Source organism: Kangiella geojedonensis (assembly GCF_000981765.1).
In the GTDB taxonomy this organism is placed as follows: domain Bacteria; phylum Pseudomonadota; class Gammaproteobacteria; order Enterobacterales; family Kangiellaceae; genus Kangiella; species Kangiella geojedonensis.
Map to the genome: position 1 here is coordinate 1,381,827 of NZ_CP010975.1, position 15,798 is coordinate 1,397,624.

Consider the following 15,798-nt stretch of genomic DNA (forward strand, 5'->3'; position numbering starts at 1 on the left):
GGGTTATATAGTCAAGCCTCACGAGCAATTAGTACAAGTTAGCTTAACGCCTCTCAACGCTTCCACACCTTGCCTATCAACGTCGTAGTCTACAACGGCTCTTCAGGAAACTTAAAGTTTCAGTGAGATCTCATCTTGGAGGGGGCTTCCCGCTTAGATGCTTTCAGCGGTTATCCTGTCCGAACATAGCTACCCGGCAATGCCACTGGCGTGACAACCGGAACACCAGAGGTTCGTCCACTCCGGTCCTCTCGTACTAGGAGCAGCTCTCCTCAAATCTCAAACGCCCACGGCAGATAGGGACCGAACTGTCTCACGACGTTCTGAACCCAGCTCGCGTACCTCTTTAAATGGCGAACAGCCATACCCTTGGGACCGGCTACAGCCCCAGGATGAGATGAGCCGACATCGAGGTGCCAAACACTACCGTCGATATGAACTCTTGGGTAGTATCAGCCTGTTATCCCCGGAGTACCTTTTATCCGTTGAGCGATGGCCCTTCCATTCAGAACCACCGGATCACTATGACCTACTTTCGTACCTGCTCGACGTGTCTGTCTCGCAGTTAAGCTGGCTTGTGCCATTACACTAACCTCATGATTTCCGACCATGATTAGCCAACCTTCGTGCTCCTCCGTTACTCTTTGGGAGGAGACCGCCCCAGTCAAACTACCCACCACACACTGTCCTCGATCCGGATAACGGACCTGAGTTAGAACTCAAAAGCTACTAGGCTGGTATTTCAAGGACGACTCCACATCATCTAGCGACAATGCTTCAAAGTCTCCCAGCTATCCTACACAAGCAGGTTCTAAGTCCAGTGTGAAGCTGTAGTAAAGGTTCACGGGGTCTTTCCGTCTAGCCGCGGGAACACTGCATCTTCACAGCGAGTTCAATTTCACTGAGTCTCGGGTGGAGACAGTGTGGCCGTCGTTACGCCATTCGTGCAGGTCGGAACTTACCCGACAAGGAATTTCGCTACCTTAGGACCGTTATAGTTACGGCCGCCGTTTACCGGGGCTTCGATCAAGAGCTTCTCCGAAGATAACCCCATCAATTAACCTTCCGGCACCGGGCAGGCGTCACACCCTATACGTCCACTTTCGTGTTTGCAGAGTGCTGTGTTTTTGATAAACAGTCGCAGCCACCTGGTATCTTCGACCAGCCTCAGCTTAGGGAGCAAGTCCCATCACCAAAGCCGGCGCACCTTCTCCCGAAGTTACGGTGCTATTTTGCCTAGTTCCTTCACCCGAGTTCTCTCAAGCGCCTTAGTATTCTCTACCTGACCACCAGTGTTGGTTTGGGGTACGGTCGGTGTTTATCTGAAGTTTAGAAGATTTTCCTGGAAGCATGGCATCAACCACTTCTCGCCCTTGGGCGATCGTCATCAGCTCTCGGCCTTAAAGAGACCCGGATTTACCTAAGTCTCAAGCCTACCACCTTAAACGCGGACAACCGTCGCCGCGCTGGCCTAGCCTTCTCCGTCTCTCCATCACAATAAACACCGGTACAGGAATATTAACCTGTTTCCCATCGACTACGCATCTCTGCCTCGCCTTAGGGGCCGACTCACCCTGCTCCGATTAACGTCGAACAGGAACCCTTGGTCTTCCGGCGTGCGGGTTTTTCACCCGCATTAACGTTACTCATGTCAGCATTCGCACTTCTGATACCTCCAGCAGACTTCTCAATCCACCTTCAGCGGCTTACAGAACGCTCCTCTACCGATACACATAGTGTATCCCGCAGCTTCGGTGCATAGCTTAGCCCCGTTACATCTTCCGCGCAGACCGACTCGACTAGTGAGCTATTACGCTTTCTTTAAAGGGTGGCTGCTTCTAAGCCAACCTCCTAGCTGTCTAAGCCTTTCCACATCGTTTCCCACTTAGCTATGACTTTGGGACCTTAGCTGGCGGTCTGGGTTGTTTCCCTTTCCACTACGGACGTTAGCACCCGCAGTGTGTCTCCCGCGCTGTACTCCTAGGTATTCGGAGTTTGCAAAGGGTTGGTAAGTCGGGATGACCCCCTAGCCTTAACAGTGCTCTACCCCCTAGGGTAATACGCGAGGCTCTACCTAAATAGATTTCGAGGAGAACCAGCTATCTCCCGGTTTGATTAGCCTTTCACTCCGATCCACAGTTCATCCCCTCATTTTGCAACATAAGTGGGTTCGGTCCTCCAGTTGGTGTTACCCAACCTTCAACCTGACCATGGATAGATCACCGGGTTTCGGGTCTACCTCCAGCAACTGTGACGCCCTATTAAGACTCGGTTTCCCTACGGCTCCCCTAAATGGTTAACCTCGCTACTGAAGAGTAAGTCGCTGACCCATTATACAAAAGGTACGCAGTCACCAGACTAAATCTGGCTTCCACTGCTTGTAAGCATGCGGTTTCAGGGTCTATTTCACTCCCCTCACAGGGGTTCTTTTCGCCTTTCCCTCACGGTACTGGTTCACTATCGGTCGACAGAGAGTATTTAGCCTTGGAGGATGGTCCCCCCATATTCAGTCAAGATAACACGTGTCCCGACCTACTCGATTTCACTTCTAAGTTGTTTTCGTGTACGGGGCTATCACCCTGTATCGCGTCACTTTCCAGAGACTTCCACTAACTCAAAAGAAGCTTAAGGGCTAATCCGCGTTCGCTCGCCGCTACTAACGGAATCTCGTTTGATTTCTGTTCCTACGGGTACTTAGATGTTTCAGTTCCCCGCGTTCGCCTCTTACACCTATGTATTCAGTGCAAGATAACCAGCTTGTACTGGCTGGGTTTCCCCATTCGGAAATCCTCGGATATAACGTTTGTTGTCAACTCCCCGAGGCTTATCGCAGACTACTACGTCCTTCATCGCCTTCTGTCGCCAAGGCATCCACCGCATGCTCTTATTCACTTGACTATATAACCCCAAAAATATTAGGACCATACAATCAGCAAACATAATTGCTAGCTATCCGACTTCGATAACTAACTACGTTTTCTAACATGATGAATACTATTCGCTTACAAATTTATTACTCGCTTCTGCCAAATTGTTAAAGAACTTGTTCTGGTCAATATCCAGATGTATAAGCCTTCTTATACATCTAAACACTGCATCATAGTGAACCAATAAATGGTGGAGCTAAGCGGGATCGAACCGCTGACCTCCTGCGTGCAAGGCAGGCGCTCTCCCAGCTGAGCTATAGCCCCATTTAATTAGTGCTCAATTGGTCTTTAGGCGCGGCAGTTACGCGGGAGTTTATTTAAAATAAACGACCAAGTAACTAACAAAGCATAAAGCCAATTTGGTAGGTCTGGGCAGACTTGAACTGCCGACCTCACCCTTATCAGGGGTGCGCTCTAACCAGCTGAGCTACAGACCTATAAATCTGTCTTGTTACAGACACTAACGGCCTGCACAACCGATCACTATTCCAGATGATTTTAATAAGACAATTTGTGTGAACACTTATGTAATGAGAACACTGTCGTTAAGGAGGTGATCCAGCCGCAGGTTCCCCTACGGCTACCTTGTTACGACTTCACCCCAGTCATTGCTCACACCGTGGTAACCGCCCAATGTTAAGCTAGCTACTTCTGGTGCAAACAACTTCCATGGTGTGACGGGCGGTGTGTACAAGGCCCGGGAACGTATTCACCGTGGCATTCTGATCCACGATTACTAGCGATTCCGACTTCATGTTCTCGAGTTGCAGAGAACAATCCGGACTACGAACAGCTTTGTGAGATTAGCTCCCCCTCGCGGGTTGGCAACCCTCTGTACTGCCCATTGTAGCACGTGTGTAGCCCAGGTCGTAAGGGCCATGATGACTTGACGTCGTCCCCACCTTCCTCCGGTTTGTCACCGGCAGTCTCCTTAGAGTTCTCAACTTAATGTTAGCAACTAAGGACAAGGGTTGCGCTCGTTACGGGACTTAACCCAACATCTCACGACACGAGCTGACGACAGCCATGCAGCACCTGTCACAGAGTTCCCGAAGGCACCAATCCATCTCTGGAAAGTTCTCTGGATGTCAAGACCTGGTAAGGTTCTTCGCGTTGCATCGAATTAAACCACATGCTCCACCGCTTGTGCGGGCCCCCGTCAATTCATTTGAGTTTTAACCTTGCGGCCGTACTCCCCAGGCGGTCTATTTAAAGCGTTAGCTGCGCCACTAAGTATCTTAATATACCCAACAGCTAATAGACATCGTTTACGGCGTGGACTACCAGGGTATCTAATCCTGTTCGCTACCCACGCTTTCGCACCTCAGCGTCAGTATCAGACCAGGGGGTCGCCTTCGCCACTGATGTTCCTCCAGATATCTACGCATTTCACCGCTACACCTGGAATTCCACCCCCCTCTTCTGTACTCTAGATGACCAGTATCAAATGCAGTTCCAAGGTTAAGCCCTGGGCTTTCACATCTGACTTAATCATCCGCCTACGCGCGCTTTACGCCCAGTAATTCCGATTAACGCTTGCACCCTCCGTATTACCGCGGCTGCTGGCACGGAGTTAGCCGGTGCTTCTTCTGCGAGTAACGTCAAGGCCAGCAGGTATTAACTACTAGCTTTTCCTCCTCGCTGAAAGTGCTTTACAACCCGAAGGCCTTCTTCACACACGCGGTATTGCTGGATCAGGGTTGCCCCCATTGTCCAATATTCCCCACTGCTGCCTCCCGTAGGAGTCTGGGCCGTGTCTCAGTCCCAGTGTGGCTGATCATCCTCTCAGACCAGCTACAGATCGTCGCCTTGGTAGGCCATTACCCCACCAACTAGCTAATCTGACGCAGGCTCATCGAATAGTGGAAGCTTTCAAGAAGAGGCCCCCTTTACACCGTAGTGCTTATGCGGTATTAATCCGGATTTCTCCGGGCTATCCCCCGCTATTCGGTAGATTCCCACGTGTTACTCACCCGTCCGCCACTCGTCATCAAAAGAGCAAGCTCTTTCATGTTACCGTTCGACTTGCATGTGTTAAGCATACCGCCAGCGTTCAATCTGAGCCATGATCAAACTCTTCAGTTTAAAGTTTTACAAAAGTACCGAAGTACCTTTAAATCTTTGCTCGATGAATCACCAACTTATTTAAAAAATAAATCAATCGAATTAATTTTTAGGGTGTTGGTCACTGCATCGTTGTTGTGTTTCAACATTGACACAAGTGCCCACACAAATTGTCTTATCAATCTGTTAAAGAACGTCTTGGCGAAGAACTCGCTTCACTCAAGTGGGCGCACATTATATATCGCCCCAACCTCCTGTCAACCGTTTTCGATAATCTTTTTTAACGTTTATTTTCAAAACCTTAAAACCTCTTAACGAACCCTCAATTCCCTGAGCGGCTTGCCCGAACTTTTCGTTCGAAGCGGCGCGCATTATAAAGCGCCTCAACTTCCTGTCAACACATTTTTTAAAACTTTTTAAACCGTCTTAAAAACCGCTCTTCCTGAACTCTCCCAAGGCCGTTCAAATGTTTCGTTTGCCTCGAAAGTGATGCGCATTATAGACACTAAATCCTAACCCGCAACCCCTTTTTGAATCTTTTTTTAAATTAATTTTACTGCTCATAAAAGATACGGGGGAACTGACTAGTATAACGCCAATACGCTCATATTTTAAGCAGAATTAACGTTATTTATTAGATATATTTGTACGAAGGTATTAGGCGTTGTAATCCACCCCAAGTTTGGGGTGGGGATTGTTCACAATTACGGTTTACTGTTATTACTTTCTTTATTATCTTCTGCTGCCTTGTCTGAATCTTCCTCGTGACTATCCACGGGTTCGGTTCTTTTGCGCTGACGACGCTCTTCTTTAATATCTTTTATGCGCCAAAGTGTCATCACTGGTCCAGATAAGGCATAAAGGGCAAAACCACCAAATAATACTGAAGGTGGATCCATAGCTATAAAGATGAAGACCAAGACAATAATCAAAACGCCTATAAAAGGTATCTTGCCTTTCCAGTCGACTTCTTTAAAGCTGGAGTAACGAAAGTTACTCACCATTAAGAGTCCAGTAATAAGGGTTAATATACCGACATAGACGCCCCACGGTTTAGCATCCCACTGATATTCGACACCTAGCCACACTAAACCAGCCAGTACAGCTGCCGCAGACGGGCTGGCCAAGCCTTGGAAGTAACGTTTATCCGCCGTTCCAACTTGAGTGTTAAAGCGCGCAAGTCGCAAAGCAGCACCGATGACATAAACAAAGGCCGCTAACCAACCGAACTTTCCAATATCAGTCAAAGCCCAGTTATAAACGACTAACGATGGTGCAATACCAAAAGACACCATATCGGCCATGGAGTCATATTCCGCACCGAAATCACTCTGCGTATTCGTCATTCTTGCCATCCGCCCATCGAGGCCGTCCATGATCATAGCAATAAAAATAGCAATTGCAGCATTTTCAAAATGCCCCTGCATAGAAGCTACAACAGCATAAAAGCCTGCAAATAACCCCGCAGTAGTCAGTAAGTTGGGTAGCAAATATATGCCTCGACGACTGGCTAATGGCTTCTTCACTTTCATAGAATGGTATTACCTAATAAAAACGCGTTATAATCAATGCATTACATCTTATCATAACTAGCAATAGTGGAAATCATTTCAGTAAAATTATATGAGTGATGAACAAACAGAGACGCGAACCATTATCTTAGGCATTACCGAAAGCGGAAAAAAATTTCGGCCAAGCGACTGGGCTGAGCGTATGTGTGGCAACCTATGTACTTTTCGTAACCGACGCATCATATACTCCCCTCTTTTGCGCCCAGCAATCCATGAAGGCGTCAAATCTGTCATAATGTCTAACCAGTTATCAATACAACACCCAAAGCTATATAAAGAGTTACTGGAATTTGCCAAAACTAATAAATTAGTGGTAAAAGAAGAAGGTATCACAACTGCGTAATTCTCAAATGATTAAAAGAGAGCTATTATGATCAAAAGAAAGTTATTAATTGTCAGCGCTGTTCTGGCCTTGATGGTTAGCTTCAACGCTAGCGCTGATAAGCCGATTTATAAGTGGAAAGATAATCAAGGAAACATCAAGTACACTCAGTCAAAGCCACCTCGTGGCACAGACTACGAGACAATCTATCAAAGAACCTCAGCAGGGGCAGAAACGGTCAATACTGGAAGCGAAGCTGAACAAAGCTCAACCACCAAAGAGGACAATATTTTGACAGAACAGGCTGCCGCTAGAGAGCAAGCCGAAAAGGCCAATGCAGAAATTCGTCGCAAAAATTGCCAAATTGCAAAGAATAATGCTGAAACTTTAGAAAACAACCAAAGAATTATGACCATGGTTGACGGTAAAGAGACGATGCTTTCTGGAGAAGACAGAATTGCTCGGCTCAATGAAGCGAAGACCAATATGGTTAAATACTGTGACTAATAAAAAGCCCTCAAGACGAGGGCTTTTTTATTCAGGCCGTATCAAAGTGGATATGCCGAAACCCAAAGGATCCAACCGTAAGCCGTTTTCTCATTGGTAACTGTTCGACCAGTATGGGACCATCGCTGGCTTTCGTCCCACTTCATTATCTCAAATGCAACCGCAGTATTACCTTCTCTCGCATGTTCAATTTTATCATCAGGTACTTTTATCATGTAAGAGCGAGACGCTGGCCCTTTTGCTGCGGCAATAGATGAATTTAAAACTAAAACACCATATAAAGGCTCAGGATTATTACCGTGAAAAACATGAACCTTTTTTCCGCCACAACGTAGTCCTTTGTCAGAGCTGTTTAAGACATTCTTGCCGTTGATACTGCTTAAATCACATCCATAGCCCCATAAATTAGACTGGAACGGTGAAAGGAACCGCTGCCCCCCTTTTAATTCGAATGACTCGTCTTCAGCAACAATAGTTAGCCCCTCTTCCATTACTCCGTGCATAATGGGCATTGTCGCTTTATTGGTATAATTGATTAACCTTGGGGATGGATCATCCGAGCCCACCGCCAGTAATAACATTCCTGAAACAGCAATAGCGCTGGAGGTTATCTTCAACCAGGTTTTCATGTTCTTCTCCTCAGATTTAATACTTTAAAATTATGCTATCGTTAGTTTGTTGATAATTTAAGAAGTCGTCCCCTGTTTGAACAGTCACAACCTCATGCCCAACTAAACCTGTAATGACAACAGAATTAATAGCTGGAACTTTAATACACTTATATTGATTAGATTGATTGCCAAATTCTCTAGAGTCTTGCGCGTCCCCAAATTGACGGCTATCGGCCATATCACCAAACTGTCTTGAGTCTTGGTCATCACCAAACTGCCTAGAGTCTTGAGCGTCACCAAACTGTCTAGAGTCGGCGTCATCACCGAACTGGCGAGAATCAGCATCATCACCGAATTGACGGTTTTCTGCTAAGTCTCCAAACTGCCTAGAGTCTTGGGCATCACCAAATTGTCTAGAATCGGCGTCAACACCGAATTGGCGTGAATCAGCATCATCACCAAACTGCCTAGAGTCTTGAGCGTCACCGAACTGCCTAGAGCCCGCATCATCGCCGAACTGGCGTGAATCGGCATCATCTCCAAACTGTCTAGAACCCTGCGCATTACCAAACTGCCTAGACATAGAACATGGCTCTGGCAACCCAAAGTTAACGCCATTAATAGTAATTAAGGGGGGACGCTGTTTAATAGAATCATCCGAAAGTTTTTGTAGAGGGAAGATACCTTTGTACGTTGGCTTTTGAGGAGCATGAAACGCTGGGCTTCCGCCACACGCCTGCAACACAATAGCGCTAACCATTATCCCCATTAAGTGAGCTTTCATTGTATTGTTCCTTAATATTATGTTTTTTTAATAACTTGTACGTCAGAAGAGTGCCTAGAAGTCCGCTACTTAAAGAGTAAAGTAAATCCAAGATATCGAAAGTGCCCCTTGCAAACCCAACTAACTGTAATACTTCATAAAAAATAGCACAGCCCATTCCAACTAGCAATAAATTAAAAATTGAGAACTGGTTAACCCAAATGCCACAAATAATCATTGCAAAACTGGCTGACCACATGATATCGGATAAATGATACGCCACCCAGCCGTCTTGGTAGATTGATGGGCTTTGCTCTGCTAGAGACTCAAGCCAACGGCCAATGAATGGAAAATGTTCTTGCACCCAAAGTATTCCTACAACATCTCTTCCACTCTGTAAGTAACATAGTGTCCCGACGAATAGTAGAAAGACGATGAAAAGTCCCCAAATTAAATACCGATATTGCATAGTGTTCCCTAAATTATCTGGCTTAATTATAAGACTTATTGATGCTGATGCGAGAAAAAAAGCCCCATCACTAATCAGTCATGGGGCTTAGTTGGTACTGTAATAGCTATCTTATGCCGACGTGATGCTTAACTCATCATCATTAATATCGAGTGTTATCGATGTATTCGGCTGAATTTGTCCCGACAAAATAGCTTTTGACAATGGGTCTTCCAGCCTGCTCTGTATGGCACGCTTGAGTGGTCTTGCTCCAAACACAGGATCAAACCCGGCTTCTGCCAACTTTTCTAACAAGGCATCAGACACCGAAACCTGAAACCCATTATCTTCTAAGCGTTGCAATAATCGCTCAACCTGAATCGCGGCAATAGCTTTGATTTGCTCCTTAGCCAACGGATGAAATACGACAATTTCATCAATACGATTAATGAACTCAGGTCGGAAATGACTTCCGATAACATCCATCAACATATTCTTCATGTCATCGTAGCTTTTCTTACCATCAGCTTCGCTGTCGCTAATATTAACACCGCTATGTTGCTGAATTAAATCAGATCCCATATTCGACGTCATGACGATCACGGTATTTTTAAAATCGACCGTTCGCCCTTGACTATCAGTCAAGCGTCCATCTTCTAACACCTGAAGAAGAATATTGAAAACGTCGGGGTGAGCCTTTTCAACTTCATCGAAAAGAATGACCGAATAAGGCTTGCGACGAACTGCTTCTGTAAGATAGCCACCTTGCTCATAGCCAACATAGCCTGGAGGTGCACCAATTAAGCGTGCAACGGCATGCTTCTCCATAAATTCAGACATATCGATGCGCACCATAGCTTCTTCTGTATCAAATAAGAATTTAGCTAAGGTTTTACACAATTCCGTTTTACCCACGCCTGTAGGTCCTAAAAACAAAAAGGAGCCATTGGGACGGTTAGGATCAGACAAACCAGCTCTCGAGCGCCTTACCGCATTGGATACCGCAGACACGGCTTCATTCTGCCCAATGACCTGTTGGTGTAACGCATCCTCCATTTTTAGAAGCTTTTCGCGTTCACCTTCAAGCATTTTGGACACAGGAACCCCGGTCCATTTGGAAACCACTTCAGCGATTTCTACATCCGACACCTTATTTCTTAACAACTGCATTTCTTCAGTATCTTGTTCAGATACTTGTTCAAGCTTCGCTTCAAGCTCGGGGATTTTGCCGTACTGCAACTCAGACATTTTGGTTAAGTCGCCTGAACGTTGAGCAGCCTCTAGCTCTACTCTTGCACGATCTAACTCAGCTTTAATGTTTTGTGCACCATGAACTGAGGCTTTTTCAGAACTCCAGATCTCATCAAGCTCAGCATACTCTTTCTCCAGCAAATCAATCTGCTCTTCGAGATCCGTGAAACGCTTCACGGAACTTTCATCCGTTTCTTTTTTCAAGGCTTCACGTTGTATCTTTAACTGAATTAAACGGCGCTCTAATCGATCCATTGACTCTGGTTTCGAATCTATCTCCATGCGAATTCTGCTCGCGGCTTCATCAATCAGATCGATAGCTTTATCGGGAAGCTGGCGGTCAGTAATGTATCGCTGCGACAATGTCGTGGCTGCGACAATCGCTGGGTCGGTAATTTCCACACCATGATGAACTTCATAGCGTTCTTTTAAACCACGCAATATTGCAATCGTGTCTTCAGTTGAAGGTTCGTCAACCAATACTTTTTGGAAGCGACGCTCTAAAGCAGCATCTTTCTCTATATACTGACGATACTCGTCCAGCGTCGTTGCACCAACACAATGAAGCTCACCACGAGCAAGCGCGGGTTTAAGCATATTACTAGCATCCATAGCACCATCAGTCTTGCCCGCACCTACCATGGTGTGCAACTCATCGATGAATAAGATGACTTGCCCTTCATGTTTAGACAAGTCACTCAATAGTGCTTTTAAGCGCTCTTCAAATTCACCACGGAATTTAGCACCCGCGACCAATGCCCCTAAGTCTAGTGATAAAACACGCTTATCTTTTAATCCCTCAGGGACCTCACCGTTAATAATGCGTTGCGCCAAGCCTTCAGCAATTGCAGTTTTACCCACACCTGGCGCACCAATAAGCACTGGATTGTTTTTCGTTCTACGCTGTAACACTTGAATACAACGACGAATTTCGTCATCACGGCCAATAACCGGGTCGAGTTTTCCGCTTTCGGCTCGTTCCGTCAGATCGATGGTGTACTTTTCCAAAGCTTGACGGTTTTCCTCAGCACTGGGGTCATTAACGCCTTGTCCGCCACGAATTTTATTGATCGCGTCTTCTACCAATTGCTTGGTGATACCATGATTGTTCAGTAGCTTACTTAAGGCAGATTTAGTCTCAAGCACCGCTAATAAAACCAATTCCGATGCGATATATTGATCTTGACGCTGCTGTGCAATTTTGTCGCAAAGATTCAGAACTTTACCTAGATCTTGCGATATATGCACTTCGCCCGCACTTCCAGAAACTTGAGGCAATTTATTGATTTCTGCCTCGATTTCTTGCGACAAAGCCGACGGTACTGCGCCGATTTGGTTTAGAATCGCAGAAACGCTATTGCCTTGCTGTTGAAGCATCGCCAACATTAGATGCAAAGGCTCAATGTACTGGTGATCGCGACCCACAGCCAATGACTGTGCATCAGCTAAGGCCGATTGAAATTTACTGGTAAATTTATCCATTCTCATTGTAAGACCTCACTGTGATTCGCCTTAATATCGACTCTCACATTAAACATAACTAGATGTCTTACAAAATGTGGGTTTATTTTAGATTTTCAAGTACAAATATTAATCAGCGCTAGGAAGTTGCGTTAATTGTGCTCGATGCCCAAGCAATAGCTCACCAAGTTCTTGCAGGGCTTCTGGGCTTTCAAAGTACTGGTAGGGAATATTGGGAAATCGCGCGACTTTTGTGTGCGAGCGAAGAAATAAAGGTTTAAAGACGCTACCTTGTCCGCGGACGCCGGTTATACGAGCGACAACGATTGTTTTCTTGGTAAGTTCGGCTAATCGTTTAATTCCAGCTTTAACTCGGTAAGGCTCCACATCATCTAAATGGATTTTACCATGAGGAAATAAGGCAACGATGTCCCCTTTATCAAGCGCTCGCTTGGCCTGTCGAAATGCAATATCGGCCCTACCGGTTCTATCAACTGGAATACAGCCAGCGCCTTTAAAAATCCAGTGTAATCCGAAGCGCTCATACTCTTCTTTTGCAATCATGAATCTTATAGGGCGATCACAGGCTGCAATTAATAGGAGCGGGTCAACGCCTGAAACATGGTTTGAAATTAGGATAGCGCCACCTGACTTCGGCAAATCAAACTTTTCTAGCCTCAGTCGATGGAATTTGACACAGTAAGCACGGCACAAGCCATCAATAAAGTTTAGCTTTTTTGACCCCCAGTCGACATGATTGTACTTTCTTGCTTTAACTTTGAGGTAATAAGTCAGCCACACAGCTATAAAGGCTACCGCCAGCCAAATCAAAAGAGCCATGTTAGTCTGTAGCCAGTCTGTCATATGATACTCGTATCTCTTTTTATTGCTCAATCCAAATGATAGATGCCATGCGGCCAGTCATTGCGTTTGAGCCTTGTTGGTGCGTTGCGCGACGGTGTGAAAAAAAATCTTGGGAGTTGTGATACGTGCATAGATCACTTTCAAAAACATCCACTCCCAACCCTTCAAGCTCATGCTTAGCAATAGCCACCATGTCACAGAACCACTTTTGCCCTGCCTTAGGCCGAAAAAATGATTCTAAGGAGCTACTCTTATTGATAAACCTTTCTCGCACTTCGTGACCGACCTCAAAGTTCTGTTGACTAATGGCTGGACCAATCCATGCCAAAAGTTTCGATGGTTGACGGTAAGATTCAACCGCTTTAATCAATATGCCATCGACCAACCCTCTCCAACCGGCATGAACTGCAGCAACCCAGGAACCTTCTACATTACAAAACAAAACAGGAAGACAGTCAGCGGTCATAACAATACAGCTCTTTTTCGACTCAGTAGTAAAGCAACCGTCGGCATCTATTAAATCTGTACTGTGTTCTATAACTTTAGTGCTATGCGTTTGCGTTAACCATCGGGGGTTTGGGAGTTCTGTAGACTCTTGTAATAGACGCCTATTCTCATTAACGGCACTTGGCTCGTCGTTCACATGCAAAGCTAAGTTAAAACTATCCCAAGGCTCTTGGCTAAAGCCCCCAACACGTGTCGTGCAAAAAGCTCTAATATTCTGAGGAGCACTCCAGCGAGGCTGTAAAAGCTTGAGCGACATAAGGCTTATTCTTGATTACCAAAAAACTCACGATTAGCAACTAATTGGTCTCGAAGATTTTGCATATCATTCGGCATCGGAGCACGCCATTCGACGTATTCACCGGTTGCTGGATGCTTAAGCCCTAACAAGCTGGCATGCAATGCTTGACGTTTAAACTTATCCAGCGCGTCTTTAAGTTGTGGTGTAATCTTCGTTGGCACGCGATAGCGGCCACTGTAAAGAGGGTCGCCGACAATAGGAAACTTAAGATAACTCATATGAACACGAATTTGATGAGTACGCCCCGTCTCTAGGCGGAGCTTTAAATGCGTATGGTCTAAAAACTTTTCTGCCACTCGATAGTGCGTAATGGCTCGTCTTCCATCTGGAATAACTGCCATCGCTGTGCGCTTAGTGGGATGACGTCCAATTGGAGCGTCGACTGAGCTTCCTGATACCATGACACGGTTAACCAAAGCATCATATTCACGAGTAAAAGCTCGGTTTTGTAGCTGCTCTACTAAACTCGTATGGGCTGCAATGGTTTTCGCGACAACCAGCAATCCTGTCGTTTCTTTGTCCAAACGATGGATAATACCTGCGCGCGGTAAGTTTTGTAACTCAGGTACATGGTGCAATAAAGCGTTGACCATTGTCCCTTCGGGGTTACCTGCCCCCGGATGCACGACTAACCCGGCAGGCTTATTGATCACTAACAGGTCATCGTCTTCATGGACAATGTTAAGCTCGATAGCTTCAGCCTTCCACTCCCCCGCGACTTCAACCTCCGCATTCACTTCAACCAGTTCAAAACCAGCCATTTTATGCTTATTGGAAGTCACGACTTCATCATTTACTTTGACAAAGCCTCGCTTAACCCAGTCTTGGATTCTTGAGCGCGAATAATCGTCAAAAGTTTCAGAAAGCGCTAAATCGAGGCGTTTCCCGTAAACTTTTTCGTCAAATGTATGTCTTAGTTCAATAGATTGGGTAGTCATTGTAAATTCGCGTAAAAAGATTGGCGTATGACATGCTGTCAGTTAGAATGACTCACATTGTATCAGGCTTAATATAAACAGAAAGAATTAATATGCAAAAAATCGTTTTAGTATCCATTGCTAGCCTTATGTTGATTATTGCTGGCTGCTCTAGCACTCCAGAGAAAGAAGAAGAAATCAAGCTCGAAGTTATGACCGCTCAACAGCTGTTTGACCGCGCCAAAGCTTCCTTGCGTGGGGGCAACTACACAAGAGCTATTCAAATGCTCGAGGAAATTGACACCCGCTACCCATTTGGCAGCATTTCAGAGCAAGCTAAAATGGACTTGCTATATGCCTATTTCAAAAAAGCAGATTATGAGGCTGGTCAAGCTCTAGCCGATCGCTTCTTACGCCAACATCCTCAGCACGATAATGCTGACTACGTATATTATATGAAAGGCGTTATGCACTTTGAATCTGAAGTCGGCTTTTTTAAAGAAACCTTCCAAGCGGACTTGGAAACGCGTGACACTACTAATTTAGAAGCCGCATTTGATAACTTCAAAGCGCTGGTTGAAGTGTACCCTGAGAGTAAATACTCCCCTGATGCCCGTAAGCGTATGATTCAAATCCGTAATCTACTCGCTGAAAATCAGCTACATATTGCGCGTTATTACATGGAAAGAGATATTTATGTCGCTGCGGCTAACCGAGCCAAGTACATTGTTGAAAACTTTCCACAAACACCAGCAGTTCCTCACGCACTTGATATGCTAATCAAAGCCTACAATATTTTAGAAATACAAGAGCTCGCTGAGCAGTACCGAAAAGTACTATTGTTAAACTATCCAGACTATGATTTTGCAGACTTATAAGAAAAAATGCATTTAAAAAAAGCGGCCAGCCAGCCGCTTTTTTTATTCTATTTGTTAATGGCGAATCTATATTGCCTCACTGCTCTCCTCGCCAGTTCTGATGCGTACAGCTCGCTCTACATTCGTCACAAAGATCTTTCCATCGCCAATTTTACCAGTACGAGCTATTTCAATAATAGTCTCAACACACTTGTCGACTAATTCATCGTCGACCACAACCTCCACTTTTGCTTTTGGCAAAAAATCGACCATATATTCAGCGCCACGGTAAAGCTCTGTATGCCCTTTTTGACGACCAAACCCTTTGACTTCGGTGACAGTCATGCCGGTAACGCCTAAATCTGTTAATGACTCTCGAATATCATCCAATTTGAATGGTTTGATAATCGCTTCAATCTTTTTCATTACT

Annotated in this window: 12 protein-coding genes, 2 tRNA genes and 2 rRNA genes; 3 read left to right on the top strand and 13 right to left on the bottom strand. The window is 45.4% G+C overall.

What is annotated here, in order from left to right; all coding sequences use genetic code 11:
• Positions 1-7 precede the first annotated feature (7 nt).
• The 5 genes from TQ33_RS06155 to pssA form a co-directional block, all read right to left on the bottom strand.
• Positions 8-2,898: ribosomal RNA gene (locus TQ33_RS06155) — 23S ribosomal RNA — on the bottom strand.
• Between the two features lie 217 nt (positions 2,899-3,115).
• A tRNA-Ala gene (locus tag TQ33_RS06160) sits at positions 3,116-3,191 on the bottom strand.
• Between the two features lie 96 nt (positions 3,192-3,287).
• Positions 3,288-3,364 (bottom strand) — tRNA-Ile (locus TQ33_RS06165).
• Positions 3,365-3,473: 109 nt separating this feature from the next.
• A 16S ribosomal RNA gene (locus tag TQ33_RS06170) occupies positions 3,474-5,012 on the bottom strand.
• Together the 16S and 23S rRNA genes with 2 tRNA genes alongside form the textbook arrangement of a ribosomal RNA operon.
• Positions 5,013-5,695: 683 nt before the next feature.
• Positions 5,696-6,523: a CDP-diacylglycerol--serine O-phosphatidyltransferase gene (gene pssA, locus TQ33_RS06175; RefSeq protein WP_046561278.1), complete on the bottom strand. Its 828-nt coding sequence runs from the start codon at positions 6,521-6,523 to the stop codon at positions 5,696-5,698.
• Positions 6,524-6,614: 91 nt separating this feature from the next.
• Between pssA and TQ33_RS06180 the strand changes: the two genes are divergently transcribed.
• Positions 6,615-6,905 carry a DUF3579 domain-containing protein gene (locus TQ33_RS06180; protein ID WP_046561279.1) on the top strand — a complete coding sequence of 97 codons (291 nt, stop codon included), beginning with the start codon at positions 6,615-6,617 and terminating at the stop codon, positions 6,903-6,905.
• A gap of 27 nt (positions 6,906-6,932) precedes the next feature.
• Entirely contained in the window at positions 6,933-7,391 is a 459-nt protein-coding gene (locus TQ33_RS06185; RefSeq protein ID WP_046561280.1) for a DUF4124 domain-containing protein, read from the top strand.
• 41 nt (positions 7,392-7,432) lie between these two features.
• Here the strand turns inward: TQ33_RS06185 and TQ33_RS06190 are convergent, their stop codons facing one another.
• The 7 genes from TQ33_RS06190 to rluD form a co-directional block, all read right to left on the bottom strand.
• The gene (locus TQ33_RS06190; RefSeq protein WP_046561281.1) at positions 7,433-8,020 is read right to left on the bottom strand and encodes a hypothetical protein; all 588 of its coding nucleotides are present in this window, start codon (positions 8,018-8,020) and stop codon (positions 7,433-7,435) included.
• A 16-nt stretch (positions 8,021-8,036) separates the two neighbouring features.
• Positions 8,037-8,786, bottom strand: coding sequence for a hypothetical protein (locus tag TQ33_RS06195; protein ID WP_144405954.1), 750 nt, complete (start codon positions 8,784-8,786; stop codon positions 8,037-8,039).
• Positions 8,755-9,234 carry a hypothetical protein gene (locus TQ33_RS06200; protein WP_046561283.1) on the bottom strand — a complete coding sequence of 160 codons (480 nt, stop codon included), beginning with the start codon at positions 9,232-9,234 and terminating at the stop codon, positions 8,755-8,757. Before TQ33_RS06200 ends, TQ33_RS06195 begins: the two co-directional genes overlap by 32 nt.
• Before the next feature lie 111 nt (positions 9,235-9,345).
• Entirely contained in the window at positions 9,346-11,952 is a 2,607-nt protein-coding gene (gene clpB / locus TQ33_RS06205; RefSeq protein WP_046561284.1) for an ATP-dependent chaperone ClpB, read from the bottom strand.
• Positions 11,953-12,054: 102 nt separating this feature from the next.
• Positions 12,055-12,789, bottom strand: coding sequence for a lysophospholipid acyltransferase family protein (locus TQ33_RS06210; protein WP_228640045.1), 735 nt, complete (start codon positions 12,787-12,789; stop codon positions 12,055-12,057).
• 19 nt (positions 12,790-12,808) lie between these two features.
• Entirely contained in the window at positions 12,809-13,552 is a 744-nt protein-coding gene (gene pgeF, locus TQ33_RS06215) for a peptidoglycan editing factor PgeF (protein WP_046561285.1), read from the bottom strand.
• A gap of 5 nt (positions 13,553-13,557) precedes the next feature.
• The gene (rluD, locus tag TQ33_RS06220) at positions 13,558-14,532 is read right to left on the bottom strand and encodes a 23S rRNA pseudouridine(1911/1915/1917) synthase RluD (RefSeq protein WP_046561286.1); all 975 of its coding nucleotides are present in this window, start codon (positions 14,530-14,532) and stop codon (positions 13,558-13,560) included.
• A gap of 92 nt (positions 14,533-14,624) precedes the next feature.
• Here rluD and TQ33_RS06225 point away from each other — a divergent pair, with 92 nt between their 5' ends.
• Entirely contained in the window at positions 14,625-15,389 is a 765-nt protein-coding gene (locus TQ33_RS06225) for an outer membrane protein assembly factor BamD (protein WP_046561287.1), read from the top strand.
• A gap of 66 nt (positions 15,390-15,455) precedes the next feature.
• Here the strand turns inward: TQ33_RS06225 and TQ33_RS06230 are convergent, their stop codons facing one another.
• Positions 15,456-15,794: a P-II family nitrogen regulator gene (locus TQ33_RS06230; protein WP_046561288.1), complete on the bottom strand. Its 339-nt coding sequence runs from the start codon at positions 15,792-15,794 to the stop codon at positions 15,456-15,458.
• Between the last annotated feature and the right edge of the window lie 4 nt (positions 15,795-15,798).